This is a genomic window from Streptomyces sp. NPDC032940, from assembly GCF_040636935.1.
In the GTDB taxonomy this organism is placed as follows: domain Bacteria; phylum Actinomycetota; class Actinomycetes; order Streptomycetales; family Streptomycetaceae; genus Streptomyces.
The window spans coordinates 114,290-133,586 of the sequence record NZ_JBEZVJ010000008.1; the positions used below are offsets into that span (position 1 = coordinate 114,290).

At 70.6% G+C, this 19,297-nt stretch carries 18 protein-coding genes; 2 read left to right on the forward strand and 16 right to left on the reverse strand.

Annotated features, from left to right (window positions below):
- Positions 1 to 175: 175 nt before the first annotated feature.
- The 4 genes from AB0E77_RS13635 to AB0E77_RS13650 form a co-directional block, all read right to left on the reverse strand.
- A complete protein-coding gene (locus AB0E77_RS13635; protein WP_361569483.1) occupies positions 176 to 1,531 on the reverse strand; it encodes a replication-associated recombination protein A in 1,356 nt (451 codons plus the stop codon).
- 41 nt (positions 1,532 to 1,572) lie between these two features.
- On the reverse strand, positions 1,573 to 2,235 hold the full coding sequence (locus AB0E77_RS13640; protein WP_361569485.1) for a vitamin K epoxide reductase family protein: 663 nt from the start codon (positions 2,233 to 2,235) through the stop codon (positions 1,573 to 1,575).
- A gap of 193 nt (positions 2,236 to 2,428) precedes the next feature.
- The gene (hisS, locus tag AB0E77_RS13645) at positions 2,429 to 3,691 is read right to left on the reverse strand and encodes a histidine--tRNA ligase (protein WP_361569487.1); all 1,263 of its coding nucleotides are present in this window, start codon (positions 3,689 to 3,691) and stop codon (positions 2,429 to 2,431) included.
- 12 nt (positions 3,692 to 3,703) lie between these two features.
- Complete coding sequence (locus AB0E77_RS13650; RefSeq protein ID WP_361569489.1) at positions 3,704 to 4,411, reverse strand: MBL fold metallo-hydrolase; 708 nt, start codon at positions 4,409 to 4,411, stop codon at positions 3,704 to 3,706.
- Positions 4,412 to 4,592: 181 nt separating this feature from the next.
- On the opposite strand from AB0E77_RS13650, the gene AB0E77_RS13655 reads away from it, so the two are divergent.
- Both AB0E77_RS13655 and AB0E77_RS13660 read left to right on the forward strand, forming a co-directional pair.
- Positions 4,593 to 5,444 carry a peptidylprolyl isomerase gene (locus tag AB0E77_RS13655; protein WP_361569491.1) on the forward strand — a complete coding sequence of 284 codons (852 nt, stop codon included), beginning with the start codon at positions 4,593 to 4,595 and terminating at the stop codon, positions 5,442 to 5,444.
- Between the two features lie 135 nt (positions 5,445 to 5,579).
- Positions 5,580 to 6,809, forward strand: coding sequence for a DUF349 domain-containing protein (locus AB0E77_RS13660; protein WP_361569493.1), 1,230 nt, complete (start codon positions 5,580 to 5,582; stop codon positions 6,807 to 6,809).
- A gap of 71 nt (positions 6,810 to 6,880) precedes the next feature.
- On the opposite strand, the gene relA is transcribed toward AB0E77_RS13660, so the two are convergent.
- From relA to AB0E77_RS13720, 12 genes are all read right to left on the reverse strand, one after another.
- On the reverse strand, positions 6,881 to 9,424 hold the full coding sequence (gene relA / locus AB0E77_RS13665) for a GTP pyrophosphokinase (RefSeq protein WP_361569495.1): 2,544 nt from the start codon (positions 9,422 to 9,424) through the stop codon (positions 6,881 to 6,883).
- Between the two features lie 173 nt (positions 9,425 to 9,597).
- Complete coding sequence (locus tag AB0E77_RS13670; protein ID WP_361569497.1) at positions 9,598 to 10,137, reverse strand: adenine phosphoribosyltransferase; 540 nt, start codon at positions 10,135 to 10,137, stop codon at positions 9,598 to 9,600.
- Positions 10,134 to 11,252, reverse strand: a complete 1,119-nt coding sequence (gene secF, locus AB0E77_RS13675; protein ID WP_361569499.1) for a protein translocase subunit SecF — start codon at positions 11,250 to 11,252, stop codon at positions 10,134 to 10,136. Before secF ends, AB0E77_RS13670 begins: the two co-directional genes overlap by 4 nt.
- A gap of 3 nt (positions 11,253 to 11,255) precedes the next feature.
- Positions 11,256 to 13,067 (reverse strand): protein translocase subunit SecD, encoded by a 1,812-nt coding sequence (secD, locus tag AB0E77_RS13680; protein WP_361569643.1) that lies wholly within the window; start codon positions 13,065 to 13,067, stop codon positions 11,256 to 11,258.
- Between the two features lie 122 nt (positions 13,068 to 13,189).
- Entirely contained in the window at positions 13,190 to 13,681 is a 492-nt protein-coding gene (gene yajC, locus AB0E77_RS13685; RefSeq protein WP_361569501.1) for a preprotein translocase subunit YajC, read from the reverse strand.
- A 175-nt stretch (positions 13,682 to 13,856) separates the two neighbouring features.
- A complete protein-coding gene (gene ruvB / locus AB0E77_RS13690) occupies positions 13,857 to 14,924 on the reverse strand; it encodes a Holliday junction branch migration DNA helicase RuvB (protein WP_361569502.1) in 1,068 nt (355 codons plus the stop codon).
- 27 nt (positions 14,925 to 14,951) lie between these two features.
- Entirely contained in the window at positions 14,952 to 15,557 is a 606-nt protein-coding gene (gene ruvA / locus AB0E77_RS13695; protein ID WP_361569504.1) for a Holliday junction branch migration protein RuvA, read from the reverse strand.
- The gene (gene ruvC, locus AB0E77_RS13700; protein ID WP_361569506.1) at positions 15,554 to 16,138 is read right to left on the reverse strand and encodes a crossover junction endodeoxyribonuclease RuvC; all 585 of its coding nucleotides are present in this window, start codon (positions 16,136 to 16,138) and stop codon (positions 15,554 to 15,556) included. Before ruvC ends, ruvA begins: the two co-directional genes overlap by 4 nt.
- 117 nt (positions 16,139 to 16,255) lie before the next feature.
- Positions 16,256 to 17,008, reverse strand: a complete 753-nt coding sequence (locus AB0E77_RS13705; protein ID WP_077797743.1) for a YebC/PmpR family DNA-binding transcriptional regulator — start codon at positions 17,006 to 17,008, stop codon at positions 16,256 to 16,258.
- 47 nt (positions 17,009 to 17,055) lie between these two features.
- The gene (gene pdxT / locus AB0E77_RS13710) at positions 17,056 to 17,664 is read right to left on the reverse strand and encodes a pyridoxal 5'-phosphate synthase glutaminase subunit PdxT (RefSeq protein ID WP_361569508.1); all 609 of its coding nucleotides are present in this window, start codon (positions 17,662 to 17,664) and stop codon (positions 17,056 to 17,058) included.
- A 12-nt stretch (positions 17,665 to 17,676) separates the two neighbouring features.
- On the reverse strand, positions 17,677 to 18,588 hold the full coding sequence (pdxS, locus tag AB0E77_RS13715) for a pyridoxal 5'-phosphate synthase lyase subunit PdxS (protein ID WP_361569510.1): 912 nt from the start codon (positions 18,586 to 18,588) through the stop codon (positions 17,677 to 17,679).
- Between the two features lie 126 nt (positions 18,589 to 18,714).
- Positions 18,715 to 19,257 carry a hypothetical protein gene (locus tag AB0E77_RS13720; protein WP_361569512.1) on the reverse strand — a complete coding sequence of 181 codons (543 nt, stop codon included), beginning with the start codon at positions 19,255 to 19,257 and terminating at the stop codon, positions 18,715 to 18,717.
- Positions 19,258 to 19,297 lie beyond the last annotated feature (40 nt).

The window sequence follows — 19,297 nt, forward strand, 5'->3', positions numbered from 1 at the left end:
CATACGTGCAGCACGCGAGTGGCCCACCGACCCGTCCCGGAGCTCCGGGTGGTGGTGGGCTGCCCGCGACACCGATCGACGGTGCGCGACGCTCCTGGAGCCCGCTGGGGGCTCCGGCCGGTTGTCCCGTTCTGACTGCACGGGACTCGGCACTCCGAGCGAGTCTACAGGCTGCTCAGGACCGCTTGCGACCGAGGTGCTCCCGGGTCCACTCCACCGCGTCCGCGTACCGGGCCTCGGCGCCGTGCCGGGTCGGGGTGTAGTACGTCCGGTCCTTCAGCTCGTCCGGCGCGTACTGCTGGGCGGCGATGCCCTCGGGGAGGTCGTGCGGGTACACGTATCCCTGCCCGTGGCCGAGCTTGCCCGCGCCCTTGTAGTGGCTGTCGCGCAGGTGCGCCGGGACCGGCCCGGCGTGCCCCTTGCGCACGTCGTCCAGGGCGGCGCCGATGGCGGTGGTCGCGGCGTTGGACTTGGGGGCCAGCGCCAGGGCGATGGTGGCGTGGCTGAGGGTGAGGGCGGCCTCGGGGAAGCCGATCATGGCGACGGCCTGCGCGGCGGCCACCGCGACGGGCAGCGCGTTCGGGTCGGCGAGGCCGATGTCCTCGCTGGCGGAGATCATCAGGCGCCGGGCGATGAAGCGGGGGTCCTCGCCGGCCTCGATCATGCGGGCCAGATAGTGCAGGGCGGCGTCCACGTCGGAGCCGCGGATGGACTTGATCAGGGCGCTGGCGACGTCGTAGTGCTGGTCGCCGTCGCGGTCGTACTTCACGGCCGCCCGGTCGACCGTGGCCTCCAGCGTCGCCAGGGAGACCTCGGCCTCGCCCTGGTCGAGCGCGGCCCCGGCGGCGGCCTCCAGGGCGGTCAGCGCACGGCGGGCGTCGCCGCCGGCGATGCGCAGGAGGTGGTCCTCGGTGTCCTCGGGGAGGGTGACGGCGCCCTTGAGGCCGCGTTCGTCGGTCAGGGCGCGGCGGAGCAGATCCCGGACGTCGTCGTCGGTGAGGGGCTCGAGGGTGAGGAGGAGGGAGCGGGAGAGCAGCGGGGAGATCACCGAGAAGTACGGGTTCTCCGTGGTGGCGGCGATCAGGGTGACCCAGCGGTTCTCGACGGCCGGGAGCAGGGAGTCCTGCTGGGCCTTGCTGAAGCGGTGGATCTCGTCGAGGAAGAGGACGGTCTCCTTGCCGTATCCCCCGACGGCGCGGCGGGCGCCGTCGATGACCGCGCGGACCTCCTTGACGCCCGCGGTGATCGCCGACAGCTCCACGAACCGCTTGTTGGTGGCCTTGGAGACGACGTAAGCGAGGGTCGTCTTGCCGGTGCCCGGCGGGCCCCAGAGGATCACGGAGGAGGGTCCGGCGGGGCCGGAGGCGCCTTCGCCGACCAGCCGGCGCAGCGGCGATCCCGGCTTGAGCAGGTGCTGCTGGCCGACGACCTCGTCGAGGGTGCGCGGACGCATCCGCACGGCGAGGGGGCTGCCGGTCGGGTCCTTCTCCTGGCGTTCTTCTGCTGCGGCGGTGAACAGGTCGGGCTCCACGCAAGAACCCTAAAGGACCGCACTGACAGCGCGGCGCGCCGTCAGCTGGTCCAGAAGTCCCACCAGCGGGTGAGGATCATCATGCCGATGATGCCGATGTGCAGCACGGGCATGACCCAGGTGAACTCGCCGAAGAAGCCCTTGAGCCAGTTGGGCGCGGGCAGGAAGCCCTTGCGGACGTTGAAGGACGTCACGTACCAGAACATGAGGATGGTGGCGACCCAGGCCAGGCAGCACCAGAGGCACAGGGCGTTGATCCGGTACAGGGACTGGAACTGCAGCCACGTGCAGAAGCCCACACCGAAGAGCGTGCCGGCGTTGAAGGTGAGCCAGTACCAGCGCGGGAAGCGGGCCCGGGCGAGCAGGCTCATGCCGACGCAGACGACGATGCCGTAGGTGACCAGGCCCAGCATCGGGTTGGGGAAGCCGAAGACGGCGGCCTGGTCGCTCTCCATGACGCTGCCGCAGGAGACGACCGGATTCAGGCTGCAGCCGGGGGTGAACGTCGTGCCCGCGACCTTGGCCTCGAGCAGCTTGAACTTGTCGAGCGTGATGACCCACGCGGCGAGCACCCCGGCGGCGCCCGTGATCACCAGCAGCAGGGCGAAGGCGCGACCGGCGCCCTCGGTGCGCGGTGTTCCTGCGGTGGGTTCCGGCGCGGGCTCTGCCACGGTGGAGACGTCCTTCATTGTCGTCTTGCTCATCACGCCGATTCCGTCACTTGAGTCGGACCTGCTTCGGGCAGGGCCATTGTGCCGCATGGGCCTGTGCGGGCACCGTTCGCTGAACATAAGAACGCACCGGTGACGGCCCCTGGGCGTGGTGTTCCGGCCGACGTCCGTTCGCCCGGGGCACACGTGAACGAACACGTGCACCCCTGGGGCGTACGGGCTGCCGCTAGCCGAGCCGCGACTCCAGCTCCGCGACGATCTCGTTGACGCCGATCGCGGTCTGCTCGCCGGACTCCATGTCCTTGAGCTGGACGACGCCTTCGGCGAGGTCGCGCTCGCCGAGGACCAGGGCGTAGCGGGCGCCCGAGCGGTTGGCCGCCTTCATCGCGGCCTTCAGGCCCTTGCCGCCGTAGGAGAAATCGGCGGCGACGCCGTTCTTGCGCAGCTCGGTGACCTTCGCGAACAGGATCCGGCGGGCCTCCTCGCCGAGCGGGACGGCGAAGACGGAGGTGGCCGACGGAATGTCCAGTTCGATGCCCTCCGCCTCCAGGGCGAGGACGGTGCGGTCGACGCCGAGGGCCCAGCCCACGGACGGCAGGGCGGGGCCGCCGATCATCTCGGACAGGCCGTCGTAGCGTCCGCCGCCGCCCACCGCGGACTGGGAGCCGAGACCGTCGTGGACGAACTCGAAGGTGGTGCGCGTGTAGTAGTCCAGGCCGCGCACCAGCTTCGGGTCGTCCTCGAAGACGACGCCGGCCGCCGTGATCAGCTCGCGCACCTCCTCGTGGTACGTCTTGCAGGCGTCGCACAGGTAGTCGCGCAGCAGCGGGGCGTCGGTGAGCTGCTTCTGCACGTCGGGTCGCTTGTCGTCCAGGACCCGCAGCGGGTTGATCTCGGCGCGGCGCAGCGTCTCCTCGTCCAGGTCGAGGCCGCGCAGGAAGTCCTGGAGTGCGGCCCGGTAGACCGGACGGCACTCCTTGTCGCCCAGGGAGTTGAGCAGGATGCGGAAGTTCTGCAGCCCGAGCGCACGGTACGACTGGTCGGCCAGGATGATCAGTTCGGCGTCGAGCGCCGGATCCTCGGCGCCGATCGCCTCCGCGCCGACCTGGGAGAAGTGGCGGTAACGGCCCTTCTGCGGGCGCTCGTAGCGGTACTGGGAGCCCGAGTACCAGACCTTGACCGGCAGGTTGCCCGCCTTGTGGAGGTTGGCCTCCAGGACCGCGCGCAGCACGGGCGCGGTGGTCTCCGGGCGCAGGGCGAGCCGGTCGCCGCCCTTGGTCTCGAAGACGTACATCTCCTTGGTCACGATGTCGGTGGACTCGCCGACACCGCGCGCGAAGAGCTCGACGTTCTCGAAGCCGGGCGTCTCGATGTAGCCGTAGCCGGAGTTGCGCAGCGGGGCGGCGATCGCCTCGCGCACGGCCAGGTACTTGGCGGAGTCCGGGGGCAGCAGGTCGTACGTGCCCTTAGGGGCCTTGAAGGTGCTCACGGAGGTCTCTCGTCACATTCCTCGTCGGGGCGCGTCGGGAGCGCCCTGGCCGGCGGCCACCTGCCGCAAGTACGGGTTGGTGGCTCGTTCCTGGCCGATGGTCGTCTGGGGGCCGTGGCCGGACAGCACCACGGTCGGGTCGTCGAGCGGCAGGACCACGCGGGCGAGGGACGCCAGCATGTCGTCCATGGAGCCGCCCGGCATGTCCGTGCGTCCGATGGAGCCGGCGAACAGCAGGTCGCCCGAGAAGAGGATCGGCGGGATGTCCGCCGCCTCGGGCAGGCCGAAGGTCACCGACCCCTTGGTATGGCCCGGCGCGTGCGCGACCGTCAGCTCCATGCCCGCCAGCTCCAGCTTCGCGCCGTCGGTCAGCTCCTTGACGTCGTCCGGCTCCCCCACGGTGAGTTCGCCCATGAGCGGCATGCCGATGGTGCGGCCGATCCCCTTCTCGGGGTCGCTCATCATGTAGCGGTCGTCGGGGTGGATCCAGGCCGGCACGTCGTGCGCGCCGCACACGGGGACGACCGAGGCCACGTGGTCGATGTGGCCGTGGGTGAGGACGACGGCGACGGGCTTGAGCCGATGCTTGGCGAGTGCCTCCTCGACGCCCTGAGCGGCCTGGTGGCCGGGGTCGATGATCACGCACTCCTCACCCGCGGCGGGGGCGACGAGGTAACAGTTCGTCCCCCAGGCCCCGGCGGGGAACCCGGCAATGAGCACGATCGTCCTTCGTTTGTGTCGGTACGGGTGGCTTGCGGGCGGGCTGCGCCCGTGGTCAGAGCCTACCGGCGGTGCCGTTTCCTCAGCGAACCCATATACGGTACGGGGCTACACGCACGCGGTCGGTTCGTCACGCGCACGCGTACCGGTCGGCACACACGACGCATGAGGAGAGAACCCGGTGGTCAGCCAGGAGCAGCGGCGGCGTCAGCTCGCCCGGGAGAAGTTCTTGCGGCAGCAGCAGCGACGCACCTCGGCGCGACGCAAGGCGCGCATGCGCAACGCGGCGATCGCCTCGGTGCTCGGCGTCATCCTGATCGGCAGCGTCGCGCTGTACACGACCGGCGTGGTCCTCGGGGACGACGACGACAAGACGAACGCGAGCGCGGAGGTCACGCCGAGCGCCTCCGCGAGCAGCAAGGCGCCGGACCCGTGCGACAAGCCAGCCGAGGGCAAGGTCAAGACGCAGACCTGGAAGAAGGAACCTGCGATGACCATCGACAAGTCGGCGAAGTACGCGATGAAGCTGTCGACGACCTGCGGCGACATAGACATCGCGCTGAAGGCGTCGGCGGCACCGCACACCGTCAACTCGTTCGATTTCCTCGCGGGCAAGGGCTACTTCGACCACACGAAGTGCCACCGGCTGACCGACCAGGGCATCTACGTGCTCCAGTGCGGCGACCCGCAGGGCACCGGCATGGGCGGTCCCGGCTACACGATCCCGGACGAGAACCTGAAGGACAAGAGCCTCACGGGCAACGTCTACCCGGCGGGCACGGTGGCGATGGCCAACCAGTACAACGCGCAGACCGGCGAGGGGCGCAACACCGGCGGCAGCCAGTTCTTCCTGGTCTACCAGGACAGCCAGCTCCCGCCCGACTACACGCCGTTCGGCACGGTGTCCGAGGCGGGCATGAAGGTGCTCAAGAAGATCGCGGACGCGGGGGCCCAGACCATGGACCCGACGACCGGCAACACCGCACCCAATGCGACGGTCGTGATCAACAAGGCGACGGTCACCGGATCCTGAGCCCCAACTGCGGAATTTCGGTCGCGCGGGATGCGGACAGGCCCCCCGCCGGTCGCCTATGTTGGCCGTGACGAAACTGTGGACGATGCCCGGGGGTAGCAAAGCCCTCCGCAGGCATCATGTGGAGGAGGCGCTGTGAGCAGCGACCCGTGGGGCCGCGTCGACGAGACGGGGACCGTGTACGTGCGTACGGCCGACGGCGAGCAGGTCGTCGGTTCCTGGCAGGCAGGCTCCCCCGAGGAAGCGCTGGCCTATTTCGAACGCAAGTACGAGGGCCTGGTTGTCGAGATCGGCCTCCTCGAGAAGCGAGTGAAGACCACCGACCTGTCGTCCAAGGACGCCCTGGCCGCCGTCGAGCACCTGCGCGAGCAGGTCGATGCGCACCACGCGGTCGGTGACCTGGAGGCGCTGCGCGGCAGGCTGGACAAGCTGGTCGAACTGGTGGACAAGCGCCGTGAGGAGCGCAAGGCCCAGCGGGCCAAGCAGTCCGACGAGGCGCGGGGCGCCAAGGAGGCGCTGGTCGCGGAGGCCGAGGAGCTGGCGCAGTCCGACCAGTGGCGGGCGGCGGGCGAGCGGCTGCGGGCACTGGTGGACACCTGGAAGGGTCTGCCGCGTCTGGACCGCAAGTCCGACGACGAGCTGTGGCACCGCTTCTCGCATGCGCGTTCGGCGTTCTCCAAGCGCCGCAAGCAGCACTTCGCGCAGCTGGACGCGCAGCGCGAGGAGGCCCGCCAGACCAAGGAACGGCTGGTCGCCGAGGCCGAGGCGCTGTCGAACTCGACGGACTGGGGTCCGACGGCGGCGCGGTACCGCGATCTGATGTCCGAGTGGAAGGCCGCGGGCCGCGCCCAGCGCGAGCACGAGGACGATCTGTGGAACCGTTTCCGCGGTGCCCAGGACGTCTTCTTCGCCGCCCGCAGCTCGGTCTTCGCCGAACGGGACGCGGAACAGGCGGAGAACCTCAAGCTCAAGGAGGAGCTCGCCGAGGAGGCCGAGAAGATCCTGCCGGTCACGGATCTCAAGGCCGCCCGCGCCGCGTTCCGCTCGGTCAACGAGCGGTGGGAGGCCATCGGGCACGTGCCGCGCGACGCCCGGCCGAAGGTCGAGGGCCGGATGCACGCCGTGGAGCGGGCGATCCAGGAGGCCGAGGAGTCCGAGTGGCGCCGGACCAACCCGGAGGCACGCGCGCGTGCCGAGGGGCTGACCGGTCAGCTCCAGGCCGCCGTGGACAAGCTGCGCTCCCAGATCGAGCAGGCTCGCGCCCAGGGCAACGACGCCAAGGCCGACAAGCTCCAGCGCGAGCTGGACGGCCGGCAGGCGCTGCTGGACCAGGCACTGAAGGGCCTGCACGAGTTCGGCGGCTGACGTAGCGCACCAGCACGCGAGAGGGGCTCCCGTACGGCGCGTACGGGAGCCCCTCTCGCGTGTGTGCGGGCCTACGACGGCCTGCGCGCCGATGTCACCCGGTAGACGTCGTACACGCCCTCCACGCCGCGTACGGCCTTCAGGACGTGCCCGAGGTGCTTCGGGTCGCCCATCTCGAAGGTGAAGCGGGAGGTGGCGACGCGGTCGCGGGACGTCTGGACGGCCGCGGAGAGGATGTTGACGTGCTGGTCGGACAGCACGCGTGTGACGTCCGAGAGCAGCCGGGAGCGGTCCAGCGCCTCGACCTGGATGGCGACCAGGAAGACGGAGGACTGGGTGGGCGCCCACTCGACCTCGAGGATGCGCTCGGGCTCCCGGGACAGCGAGTCCACGTTCACGCAGTCGCTGCGGTGAACGGAGACGCCGCTGCCGCGGGTGACGAAGCCGATGATCGGATCGCCGGGGACGGGCGTGCAGCAGCGGGCCAGCTTGACCCACACGTCCTCGACGCCCTTGACGACGACGCCCGGGTCGGCGCTGGTACGGCGTTTGCGGCCGCGACCGCGCGACGGCGGTACCGACTCGTCGATCTCCTCGGTCGCGGCCTCTTCGCCGCCGAGCGCCTGGACCAGCTTCTGCACGATGTTCTGCGCGGAGACATGGCCCTCGCCGATCGCCGCGTACAGCGCGGAGATGTCCGAGTAGCGCATCTCGTGCGCCAGCGTGACCAGGGAGTCGCCGGTCAGGATGCGCTGGATCGGCAGGTTCTGCTTGCGCATCGCGCGGACGATGGCGTCCTTGCCCTGCTCGATCGCCTCGTCGCGGCGCTCCTTGGAGAACCAGGCGCGGATCTTGTTGCGGGCCCGCGGCGACTTCACGAAGCCCAGCCAGTCGCGGGAGGGACCCGCGCCCGCCGCCTTGGAGGTGAAGACCTCCACCAGGTCGCCGTTGTCGAGCGTGGACTCCAGCGGGACGAGGCGGCCGTTGACCCGTGCCCCTATGGTGCGGTGGCCGACCTCGGTGTGGACGGCGTAGGCGAAGTCCACGGGCGTGGCCCCGGCCGGGAGCGCTATGACGTCGCCCTTGGGCGTGAAGACGAAGACCTCGTTGCGGGAGAGGTCGAAGCGCAGGGACTCCAGGAACTCGCCGGGGTCCTCGGTCTCCTTCTGCCAGTCGAGGAGCTGGCGCAGCCACGCCATGTCGTTGAGGTGGTCGTCCTTGCTCTTGCCGGACGACTTCGGCACGTCGGTGCGGACCTTGGAGGCGCCGGCGACGGCCTCCTGCTTGTACTTCCAGTGCGCGGCGATGCCGTACTCGGCGCGGCGGTGCATGTCGAAGGTGCGGATCTGCAGCTCGACGGGCTTGCCGTTGGGGCCGATGACCGTCGTGTGCAGCGACTGGTACATGTTGAACTTGGGCATCGCGATGTAGTCCTTGAACCGCCCCGGAACCGGGTTCCAGCGGGCGTGGACGGTGCCCAGCGCCGCGTAGCAGTCGCGGACGGTGTCCACGAGGACGCGGATGCCCACCAGGTCGTAGATCTCCGCGAAGTCACGGCCGCGGACGATCATCTTCTGGTAGACGCTGTAGTAGTGCTTGGGGCGGCCGGTGACGGTCGCCTTGATACGGGCCGCGCGCAGGTCCTGCTGGACCTCGTCGGTGACGATGGCGAGGTACTCGTCGCGCTTGGGGGCGCGCTCGGCGACCAGGCGGACGATCTCGTCGTACATCTTGGGGTAGAGGATCGCGAAGGCGAGGTCCTCGAGCTCCCACTTGATGGTGTTCATGCCCAGCCGGTGGGCGAGCGGCGCGTAGATCTCCAGGGTCTCGCGCGCCTTCTTCTCCTGCTTCTCGCGCTTGAGGTAGCGCATGGTGCGCATGTTGTGCAGTCGGTCGGCGAGCTTGATGACCAGGACGCGGGGGTCCTTGGCCATGGCGACGACCATCTTGCGCACGGTCTCGGCCTGCGCGGCCTCGCCGAACTTGACCTTGTCCAGCTTGGTGACGCCGTCCACGAGCAGGGCGACGACGTCGCCGAAGTCACGGCGCAGGTCCTCCAGGCCGTACTCGGTGTCCTCGACCGTGTCGTGCAGCAGACCGGCCATCAGCGTGGCCGGGTCCATGCCCAGCTCGGCGAGGATGGTCGTGACGGCGAGCGGGTGCGTGATGTACGGGTCGCCGCTCTTGCGCTTCTGGCCCCGGTGCCATCGCTCGGCGACCTGGTAGGCACGCTCGATCTGGCGCAGCGTCGCCGTCTCGATCTTGGGGTCGTTGCTGCGCACTATCCGCAGGAGCGGCTCCAGGACCGGGTTGTACGGGTTCGCGCGCTGCACGCCGAGGCGGGCGAGGCGGGCGCGGACACGGTTCGATGAGCCGGAGCGGGCGGGCTGCCCGGGGGGCGTGCGGACCACGGGCGCGTTCGGGGCGCGCTCGGGCGGCAGCGGCTTGGGACGCGGCTGCTGCTCGGCGGGCTTGTCGACCGGCGCGGACGGGGCGTGCTGGATGGGCCCACGCGTGTCGTTCTTCGCCTGGGGTGCGCTCGGCGCGGGCTTCGCCGCGGGCGCCGAGGCGGACTCGGGCTTTGCGGCGGTCAGTGGCTGGGCCTCGTCTGGCAAGAGGACTCCTCGTGCGCGATCCGGGTCCCCCGGTCAGGCTCCGGAATCCCCATGGTAGCGATCCTGGCCTCCGGGATCGCCTTCAGGCCGGAGTGAGGGCCTTCGACGGGAGAAACGCGTGAGGCGGGCGCCGGATTCCTCCGGGCCCGCCTCCCTGTGCCGCACAGGCCGCGTCAGACGGTGAGCAGCGCCTCCAGCGGGGCGCCCGCCAGCGCGGGCTCCAGCCGGGCACGCCCGTCGAGGAAGCCCAGCTCCATCAGCACGGCGAGGCCCGCGACCTGCGCGCCGGCCCTGCGGATGAGCTGGACGGCGGCCTCGGCGGTGCCTCCGGTGGCGAGGACGTCGTCGACGATCAGCACGCGGTCGTCGGCCCTCAGGTCCTCGGCGTGCACCTCGATCTCGGCCGACCCGTACTCCAGGTCGTAGGCCTGGCCGAGGGTGGCTCCGGGGAGCTTGCCCGCCTTGCGGACGGGGACGAAACCGAGGCCGGAGCGCAGGGCGACCGGGGCGCCGAGGATGAAGCCCCGGGCCTCGAGTCCGACCACCTTGGTGGCGCCGGTCCGCTCGGCCACGTCGGCGAGGGCGTCGGTGAGCGCGGTGAACGCGGCCGGGTCGGCCAGGAGCGGGGTGATGTCCTTGAACACCACGCCCGGCTCCGGGTGGTCGGCCACGTCCCGGATACGGCTGAGCAGCAGCTCCTGGATCCCGGTCATCGGCGCTTCCCCGAGGGTCGGCCGCGGCCCCGGTTGCGGGACGCGGGCTGGTTGCGGGGACCGACGACCGCGGGGGCCGCGTCCTCCGCCTCGTCGTCGTACGCCTCGTCCGGAACGGACGCCTGCGCCGGCTCCCCCTGCGCGCCGGCCTGGGCACGCTTGGCGAGGACGCGCTTCTTGAGGGCCTTCATCCGCGGCTCGGCCTCCTTGAGGTCGGCGACCAGCGGCGTGGCGATGAAGATCGAGGAGTACGCACCGGCCGCGAGGCCCACGAACAGCGACAGCGAGATGTCGTTGAGCATGCCGGCGCCGAGGACGCCACCGCCGATGAACAGCAGGCCGGCCACCGGCAGCAGCGCGACCACCGTGGTGTTGATGGAGCGGACCAGGGTGCTGTTGATCGAGCGGTTGGCGATCTCGCTGTAGGTCCAGCGGGTCTGCTTGGTGATGTCCTTCGTCTGCTCCTTGAGGCTGTCGAAGACGACGACCGTGTCGTAGAGCGAGTAACCGAGGATCGTGAGCAGACCGATCACCGTGCCCGGCGTGACCTCGAAGCCGACGAGGGCGTAGATGCCGGTGGTGATGGTGATGTCGTGGATCAGCGCGACGAACGCGGCGAGCGCCATGCGCCACTCGAACGCGATCGCCAGGTAGATCACGACGAGGACCATGAAGATCGCCAGGCCCTGCCAGGCCTTGTTCGCGATCTGGTCACCCCAGCTGGGGCCCACCAGGTCGGCGTTGATCTTCTCCGCGTCGACCTTCAGATCCTTGGCGAGGTCGTCCTTGATCTGGTCCGAGGTGCCGGTGTCGATGCCCGCGATCTGGATGCGCAGGCTGCCGTCGCCGAGCTTCTGGACGATCGCGTCGTGGCCGGAGGCCTCTTCCGCGTACGTCTCGGTCTGGGAGACCGAGGCGCTCATGTTCTTCGGGGTGGTGAAGACCGCACCGCCCTGGAACTCGATGCCCATGTGCAGGCCGCGCACCGCCAGGCCGACGATCGCCGTGATGGTGATCAGGATGGAGATGCCGTACCAGATCTTGCGGTTCTTGATGAAGTCGTAGCCGACCTCGCCATGGTGCAGCCGCGCGCCGAGCTTGCCGAGCTTCGACATCTCTCACGCCTCCTTCGGGTCGACGGGGCCGGCGGCCGGACGGCGGGTGCGGCGCAGCGGCGGCTTGGCACCCAGGCTCTTCGGATCGAGGCCGGACCACTTGTGGCCGCTCGCGAAGAACTTGCGGCGGGCCATCAGCGTGAGCAGCGGCTTGGTGAAGAGGAACACCACCACCACGTCCAGCAGGGTGGTCAGACCCAGCGTGAACGCGAAGCCCTGGACCTTGCCGACGGTGACGATGAAGAGCACCGCGGCGGCGAGGAACGACACGAAGTCGGAGACCAGGATCGTGCGCCGGGCGCGCGGCCAGCCACGCTCGACCGCGGGGCGCAGGGAGCGTCCCTCGCGGATCTCGTCGCGGACCCGTTCGAAGTACACGATGAACGAGTCCGCCGTGATGCCGATGGCGACGATCGCTCCGCAGACGGCCGGCAGGTTCAGCGCGAAGCCGATGGTCGGGCCGAGCAGCGCCATGATCACGTACGTCAGTCCCGCGGACACCAGCAGCGAGGCGACGGCGATGAAGGACAGACCGCGGTAGTAGAGCAGCAGGTAGAGGACGACCAGCGCGAGGCCGATCGCGCCGGCGATCAGACCGGCCTTCAGCTGCTCACCGCCGAGCGCGGCGGTGACCGTGGTGACGCTGTCCTCCTTGAAGCTCAGCGGCAGGGCGCCGTAGGACAGCATGTTGGCGAGGCTCTGCGCCTCTTCCTGGTCGAAGCTGCCGGAGATCTCCGCGTTGCCGCCGGTCAGGGCCTGGCTGACGTAGGGGTCGGAGACGACCTCGTTGTCCAGGACGATGGCGAACTGGTTCTGCGGGGACTGGTTCTGCGCCAGCTTGCCGGTGATGTCCGCGAACTTCTTGGAGCCGGAGTCCGTGAACTTCATGGTGACGGTCCAGCCGGCGGCGGTCTGCGTGTTGAAGACCGCCTTGGCCTCGTCGACGTCGGTGCCGTCGACGGCGGCGGGGCCGAGGATGTACTTCTGCCACTGGCCCTGCGAGTTCTGGCCGCAGGCCACGATCGAGTCACCGGGCTTGGCGCCGCTGCCGGCCTTGGCGCGGTCCGCCTTCTTCGTGCAGTCGAGGGCCGCGTACTGGGCCTGGAGCTTGGCCGCCGCGTCGTCGCCGGTGGCGCTGGCGCTCGGGGACGGGGAGGCGTCGCCGGTGGCCTTCGCGGAGGCGGACGGGGTGGGGTCGGCCTTCAGGGCGTCGGTGACCGCGCGGCCCTGGGTGGTGGCGCTGGCCGAGGCGGCGTCGGAGGGCGTGGAGCTCGCCTTCTCGTCGTCGGTCGCCTTCTCGGTGGACCCGTCGGTGGCCTTGTCGGTCGCCTTGTCCGTGGCCTTGTCGGTCGCCGCGTCCGAGGCGCCGGAGGCGCTCGGCGTGGGGCTGTCCGTCGCGGCGGCGCCGGAGAGTTCGGTGGCGACGACCGGACGGAAGTAGAGCTTGGCGGTGGTGCCGACCTGCGCCCGGGCTTCCTTGGAGTTCGTACCCTTGGGGATGTTGACGATGATGTTGCGGTCGCCCTGGGTCTGAACCTCGGCCTCGGAGACACCCAGACCGTTGACACGGTTGTTCATGATGTCGACGGCGGTGTCCATGTTGGTCTTGTTGATCGCGGATTCCTGGCCGGGCTCCGAGACCGCCCTGAGGGTGATGCTCGTGCCGCCGGCCAGGTCGATCCCGAGACGCGGAGTTGTGTGTCCGGAGGCGAACATGCCTCCCGTGAGCGCCGCGATGACGATCACGATCAGGGCCAGCGAGCGCCCGGGCTTGCTCTGAGCGCTCGCGGTCTTTCCCTTTTTAGGTGCTACCACCTGTACGTACTCCCTCTCGAGCCGCGTCACGCCGGGACGGCGCACCGGCGGCCATCACATGGTGTGGGGATGCGCGCGACGCGCGGGGTGCGCGGGAACGGTCCGCGCACCTCGGGGCGCGGCTACTTCGCCTCGGAACCGCCGTCGGACTTCTTCGGCTCGTCCGCCGTCGCCTCGGCGGGCGCGGCGTCGGCCGTCGGCTCGTCGTCCGCGTCCTTCTTGCCGAGGTCGACGGCCTTGTCGTCGGACTCGTCGGCGGCCGGGGCGTCGGTCCCGGTGAGGGAGGAGGCGTCGTCCGGAACGACGTCGGCGTCGGACTTCAGGTCGTGCTCGATGCCGTGGACGATGCGGTTGTACTCGTCGTCGGTGAGGACGGCACCGATGGAGTTCTTGGCGAAGAGCAGCTCGACGCCCGGACCGGCGTCGAGGAGGACCGTGTCCTCGCTGACCTCCTTGACCGTGGCGTACATGCCCCCGATGGTGCGGACACCGGAACCGGGCTGCATCTGGTTCCGCATGTCGGCGGCCTGCTGCTGCTTCTTCTTCGCCGACCGGGTCATCAGGAACATGGCCCCGATGAGCACGATGAACGGGAGGAGGGTCACGAGACTCACGGGTCGGTACTTCCTTCACACGACCGCGATGGTGAGCGGCCTGATGGTTGGGGGTGTGTGCGCCACCGTCGAGGGCGGCATCGGCGGAGTCTAAGCGAGTCCGCGCGCATGGAACAACGCTCAGCATGGCACCCGGGTTCCTGCTGCGGCGAATGTCCTCGTCGCGACGGGGACGTCACGCCCCGAACAGGTCTTGTTGTCCGGAATTCTGCGCGCGTGGCGGGGTGAGGCCGAGGTGCGCCCACGCCGCCGGGGTCGCCACCCGTCCGCGCGGGGTGCGCGCCAGGAGGCCCTCTCGTACGAGGAAGGGTTCGGCGACCTCTTCCACTGTCTCACGCTCCTCCCCCACGGCGACGGCGAGCGTGGACAGGCCGACCGGGCCGCCGCCGAACAGCTTGAGCAGCGCCTCGAGGACGGCCCGGTCGAGGCGGTCCAGGCCCCGGGCGTCGACCTCGTAGACGGCGAGGGCGGCGGCGGAGATCTCCTGGGTGATCAGGCCGTCGGCCTTGACCTGGGCGTAGTCCCGGACGCGGCGCAGCAGGCGGTTGGCGATACGGGGGGTGCCGCGGCTGCGGCCGGCGATCTCGGCGGCGCCGGCGGGGTCGATCTCCACGTCGAGCAGGCCCGCCGAGCGGTGGACGACGCGCTCCAGCTCGGCCGGCCCGTAGAACTCCATGTGCGCGGTGAAGCCGAAGCGGTCGCGCAGCGGGGGCGGCAGCAGTCCCGCACGCGTGGTGGCGCCGACCAGGGTGAAGGGGGGCAGTTCGAGCGGGATGGCGGTGGCGCCGGGGCCCTTGCCGACGATGACGTCGACGCGGAAGTCCTCCATCGCCATGTACAGCATCTCCTCGGCTGGGCGGGACATGCGGTGGATCTCGTCGAGGAAGAGGACCTCGCCCTCCTGGAGGGAGGAGAGGATGGCCGCGAGGTCCCCGGCGTGCTGGATGGCGGGGCCGGAGGTGATGCGGATGGGGGCGCCCATCTCGGCCGCGATGATCATCGAGAGGGTCGTCTTGCCGAGGCCGGGGGCACCGGAGAGCAGGACGTGGTCGGCGGTCGCGCCGCGCGCGCGTGCGGCCCGCAGCACGAGGTCGAGCTGCTCGCGGACCTTCTCCTGGCCGATGAACTCGCCCAGGTCCTTGGGGCGCAGGGCCGCCTCCACGGCCTGGTCCTCGCCGTCGGCGGCCGAGCCCACCAGCCGCTCTCCGGCGGCCTCGGCGTCGGTGGTGTCGTCCCAGTTCATGCGGTGTGCCTCGGTTCTCGCTACGGACTATCGGGCGCGGTTCAGGGTCTGCAAGGCGGCCTTGAGCAGCCGGCCCACCTGGGGCGTGCCCTCGGCGGCCTCCGCCTGCGGGGCGACGGCGGACACGGCCTCGTCGGCCTCCCGGGTGGCGTACCCCAGGCCGATCAGGGCGGCGTGCAGCTGGTCGCGCCAGCCGGTGCTGACCGGCGCGCCGACGGCGGGGGCGCCGACCGGGGCGCCGAGGCGGTCCTTCAGCTCCAGCAGGAGCTTCTGGGCGCCCTTCTTCCCGATGCCGGGGACGGCGGTGAGGGCCTTCTCGTCCGCGGTGGAGACGGCTCTGCGCAGGGCGTCGGGGCTGTGCACGGCGAGCATGGCCTGTGCCAGGCGGGGGCCGACGCCGCTGGCGGTCTGGAGCAGCTCGAAGACCTGGCGTTCGTCGTCGTCGGCGAAGCCGTACAGCGTCAGGGAGTCCTCGCGGACGACGAGGGAGGTGGCGAGCCGGGCGGGCTTGCCGACGCGGAGGGCGGAGAGCGTGGTCGGCGTGCACTGGACGGCCATGCCGACACCGCCGACCTCGACCACCGCGGTGTCGGGAGCGAGGGCGGCGACGGTGCCGCTGACGAAGGCGATCATGCCGTGGGGCCTTTCGATGCGTGCGGGGTCTTCGGGGTGCGCGGATACCCCGGGGCCTCGGGGGTCCGGGAGGCGTGCAGGGCGGCGGCCCGCTGGAGCCGGTTCTGCGCGGGGGCGCGCCAGATGTGGCAGATGGCCAGGGCGAGGGCGTCGGCGGCGTCGGCGGGCTTGGGCGGCGCGGCCAGCCGCAGCAGGCGGGTGACCATGGCGCCGACCTGCGTCTTGTCGGCGCGTCCGCTGCCGGTGACGGCGGCCTTGACCTCGCTGGGGGTGTGCAGCGCGACGGGGATGCCGCGGCGGGAGGCGCACAGGATGGCGACGGCGCTGGCCTGGGCGGTGCCCATCACCGTGCGGACGTTGTGCTGGCTGAAGACGCGCTCCACGGCGACGCACTCCGGGCGGTGCTCGTCCAGCCACTGCTCGATGCCCTGCTCGACGGCGACCAGCCGGTGGCCGAGGTCGGCGTCCGCGGGGGTGCGGACGACGCCGACGCCGAGCATGGTCAGCGGCCGGCCCGCGACGCCCTCGACGACGCCCACCCCGCAGCGGGTCAGTCCCGGGTCCACCCCCAGTACACGCACGCCTACGCCCTCCCGTCGATCACCTGTTTGTGCAGGCTATCGGGTGCCACCGACAACGGCGGCGGGCCGGGGGACGTGTCCCTCCGGCCCGCCGGGATGCCGCTGCGCGTGCGGACGCTACGCGTCGACCTTCTCCATGACCTCGTCGCTGACGTCGAAGTTGGCGAAGACGTTCTGCACGTCGTCGCTGTCCTCGAGGGCGTCGATCAGCTTGAAGATCTTCCGGGCGCCCTCCTCGTCCAGCTCGACCTGCATGGTCGGGACGAAATTGGCGTCGGCGGACTCGTAGTCGATGCCGGCGTCCTGGAGGGCGGTGCGGACCGCGACCAGGTCGGTGGCCTCGCTGATGACCTCGAAGGTCTCGCCGAGGTCGTTGACCTCCTCGGCGCCCGCGTCCAGGACGGCGCCGAGCACGTCGTCCTCGGTCAGCTCGCCCTTGGGGACGATCACGACGCCCTTGCGGTTGAACAGGTACGACACCGATCCGGGGTCGGCCATGGAGCCGCCGTTGCGGGTCATGGCGACACGGACGTCGGAGGCGGCGCGGTTGCGGTTGTCGGTGAGGCACTCGATGAGCACCGCGACACCGTTGGGGCCGTAACCCTCGTACATGATCGTCTCGTAGTCGGCGCCACCGGCCTCCAGGCCGGCGCCGCGCTTGACCGCGGAGTCGATGTTCTTGTTCGGCACCGACTGCTTCTTCGCCTTCTGGATGGCGTCGTAGAGCGTCGGGTTGCCGTCGATGTCGGCGCCGCCCATGCGGGCCGCCACCTCGATGTTCTTGATCAGCTTCGCGAAGAGCTTGCCGCGCTTGGCATCGATGACGGCCTTCTTGTGCTTCGTCGTGGCCCATTTAGAGTGGCCGGACATCTGCCTGTCTCCTTCGCGTAACCCGTCTTTGAACGAACGCAGGAATCCTACAAGGACTCCGCCGCCCGCATCGCGCGCACCATGTCGGCGAAGAGGCGGTGGACGCGGTGGTCGCCGGTCAGCTCCGGGTGGAACGACGTGGCGAGCGCGTTGCCCTGGCGGACCGCGACGATGTGGCCGTCGTGCTCGGCGAGCACTTCGGCCGCGGCGCCCACGGACTCGACCCAGGGTGCGCGGATGAAGACGCCCTCGACGGGACCGCCCGCCACGCCCTCGACGGCGACGGCCGCCTCGAAGGATTCGTTCTGCCGTCCGAAGGCGTTGCGGCGCACGATCATGTCGATGCCGCCGACGGTCTCCTGGCCCGAGCGCGGGTCGAGGATCTTGTCGGCCAGCATGATCATGCCGGCGCAGGTGCCGTAGACGGGCATGCCGGCGCGCACGCGCGCGCGGAGGGGCTCCATCACGCCGAAGAGGACGGCGAGCTTGGAGATGGTGGTGGACTCGCCGCCGGGGATGACCAGGCCGTCCACCTCGGCGAGTTCTTCGGGGCGCCTCACCGGCCTGGCCACGGCGTCGGCCGCGGCCAGGGCGACGAGGTGCTCCCGTACGTCGCCCTGGAGGGCCAGGACGCCGATGACGGGGATGTCACTCATGGGAGGGGAGCCTTACCAGCCGCGGTTGGCGTAGCGCTCGGTCTCGGGGAGGGTGTCGCAGTTGATGCCGACCATGGCCTCGCCGAGGTTGCGGGACGCGTCCGCGATGATCTTCGGGTCGTCGTAGAAGGTGGTGGCCTTCACGATGGCGGCGGCGCGCTTGGCCGGGTCGCCGGACTTGAAGATGCCGGAGCCGACGAAGACGCCCTCGGCTCCGAGCTGGCGCATCAGCGCGGCGTCGGCGGGGGTGGCGACGCCGCCGGCGGAGAACAGCACGACGGGGAGCTTGCCCAGCTCGGCGACCTCGCGGACCAGCTCGTACGGGGCGCGCAGTTCCTTGGCGGCGGCATACAGCTCGTTGTTGTCGTAGCCGCGCAGGCGGGCGATCTCGTTCTTGATCTGGCGCAGGTGGCGCACGGCCTCGACGACGTTGCCGGTGCCGGCCTCGCCCTTGGAGCGGATCATGGCCGCGCCCTCGGCGATGCGGCGCAGGGCCTCGCCGAGGTTGGTGGCGCCGCACACGAACGGGGTGGTGAAGGCGAACTTGTCGCTGTGGTTGACCTCGTCGGCCGGGGTGAGGACCTCGGACTCGTCGATGTAGTCGACGCCGAGGGACTGCAGGACCTGGGCCTCGACGAAGTGGCCGATGCGGGACTTGGCCATCACGGGGATCGAGACGGCGTCGATGATGCCCTCGATCATGTCCGGGTCGGACATGCGGGCCACGCCGCCGTCCTTGCGAATGTCGGCCGGGACCCGCTCCAGGGCCATGACGGCGACGGCGCCCGCGTCCTCGGCGATCTTCGCCTGCTCCGGCGTGACGACGTCCATGATCACGCCACCCTTGAGCTGCTCGGCCATGCCGCGCTTCACACGGGCGGTGCCGGTCTCGGGGGTCTGGTTTTCGGAGAGCGTGCTGGACACGGGTACCTCACTGGTGAGAAAGGGGGGTTTCTGCAGCACTGAGGAAACGTGAACGGTCCGGGCCACAGCAAGGGCCAATGGACAGCCGGTGGATCGTTTTGCGTCGGAGGGGTGGGATATCGGCGGCTAGGCGGCCCGGTCCACCAGCGCCGCCGGCGGCTCGTCGTCCATCTCGAAGGCCAGCGGGAAGGGGGCGTGCCCGGCCAGCCGGAACCAGCGCACCTTGCGGTGCTCGCGCAGGCGGCGCGCGGCGCCCACGGCGTCGTTGTGGAAGCGGCGGGCCATCGGCACCTTGCGCACCGCCTCGGTCAGTTCGCGGGCCGCCTCCTCGCCCCCGGGCGCCTCGCGCACCGCCTCCACCTGCCGTGCGTCCTCGAACACCGCCCGCAGGGCCTGGCTGAGCTCGCTCTCGGCGACCTCGCGCTGCTCCTCCTCGGACTGCCGGGCGGCGTGCGCGGCCTCGTACAGGACGATCGAGGCGGCCGGGTCCAGCACGCCCGCGGTGGCCAGTTCCTGGGCCACGGAGGCCCGGCGCAGCAGCTGTGCGTCGAGCGCGGCCCGGGCGGCGTCGATGCGGGCGTGCAGGCGGTCCAGGCGGCCCGCCGTCCAGCTGAGGTACAGCCCGATCGCGACGAGGACGACCAGGATCCAGATGAGGGTTGCAGTCACGGGCGGTTACCCTACGCGCCGCGGGCCGGGCGGTGCCCGG

Bases quoted from the DNA above. Each gene is read 5' to 3' on its own strand.
- AB0E77_RS13640 (WP_361569485.1), bottom strand. From the start codon at position 2,235: ATGAGCAAGACGACAATGAAGGACGTCTCCACCGTGGCAGAGCCCGCG.
- AB0E77_RS13670 (WP_361569497.1), bottom strand. From the start codon at position 10,137: ATGACCGGGATCCAGGAGCTGCTGCTCAGCCGTATCCGGGACGTGGCC.
- secF (WP_361569499.1), bottom strand. From the start codon at position 11,252: ATGTCGAAGCTCGGCAAGCTCGGCGCGCGGCTGCACCATGGCGAGGTC.
- ruvB (WP_361569502.1), bottom strand. From the start codon at position 14,924: ATGAACTGGGACGACACCACCGACGCCGAGGCCGCCGGAGAGCGGCTG.
- ruvA (WP_361569504.1), bottom strand. From the start codon at position 15,557: ATGATCGCCTTCGTCAGCGGCACCGTCGCCGCCCTCGCTCCCGACACC.
- AB0E77_RS13705 (WP_077797743.1), bottom strand. From the start codon at position 17,008: ATGTCCGGCCACTCTAAATGGGCCACGACGAAGCACAAGAAGGCCGTC.
- pdxT (WP_361569508.1), bottom strand. From the start codon at position 17,664: ATGAGTGACATCCCCGTCATCGGCGTCCTGGCCCTCCAGGGCGACGTA.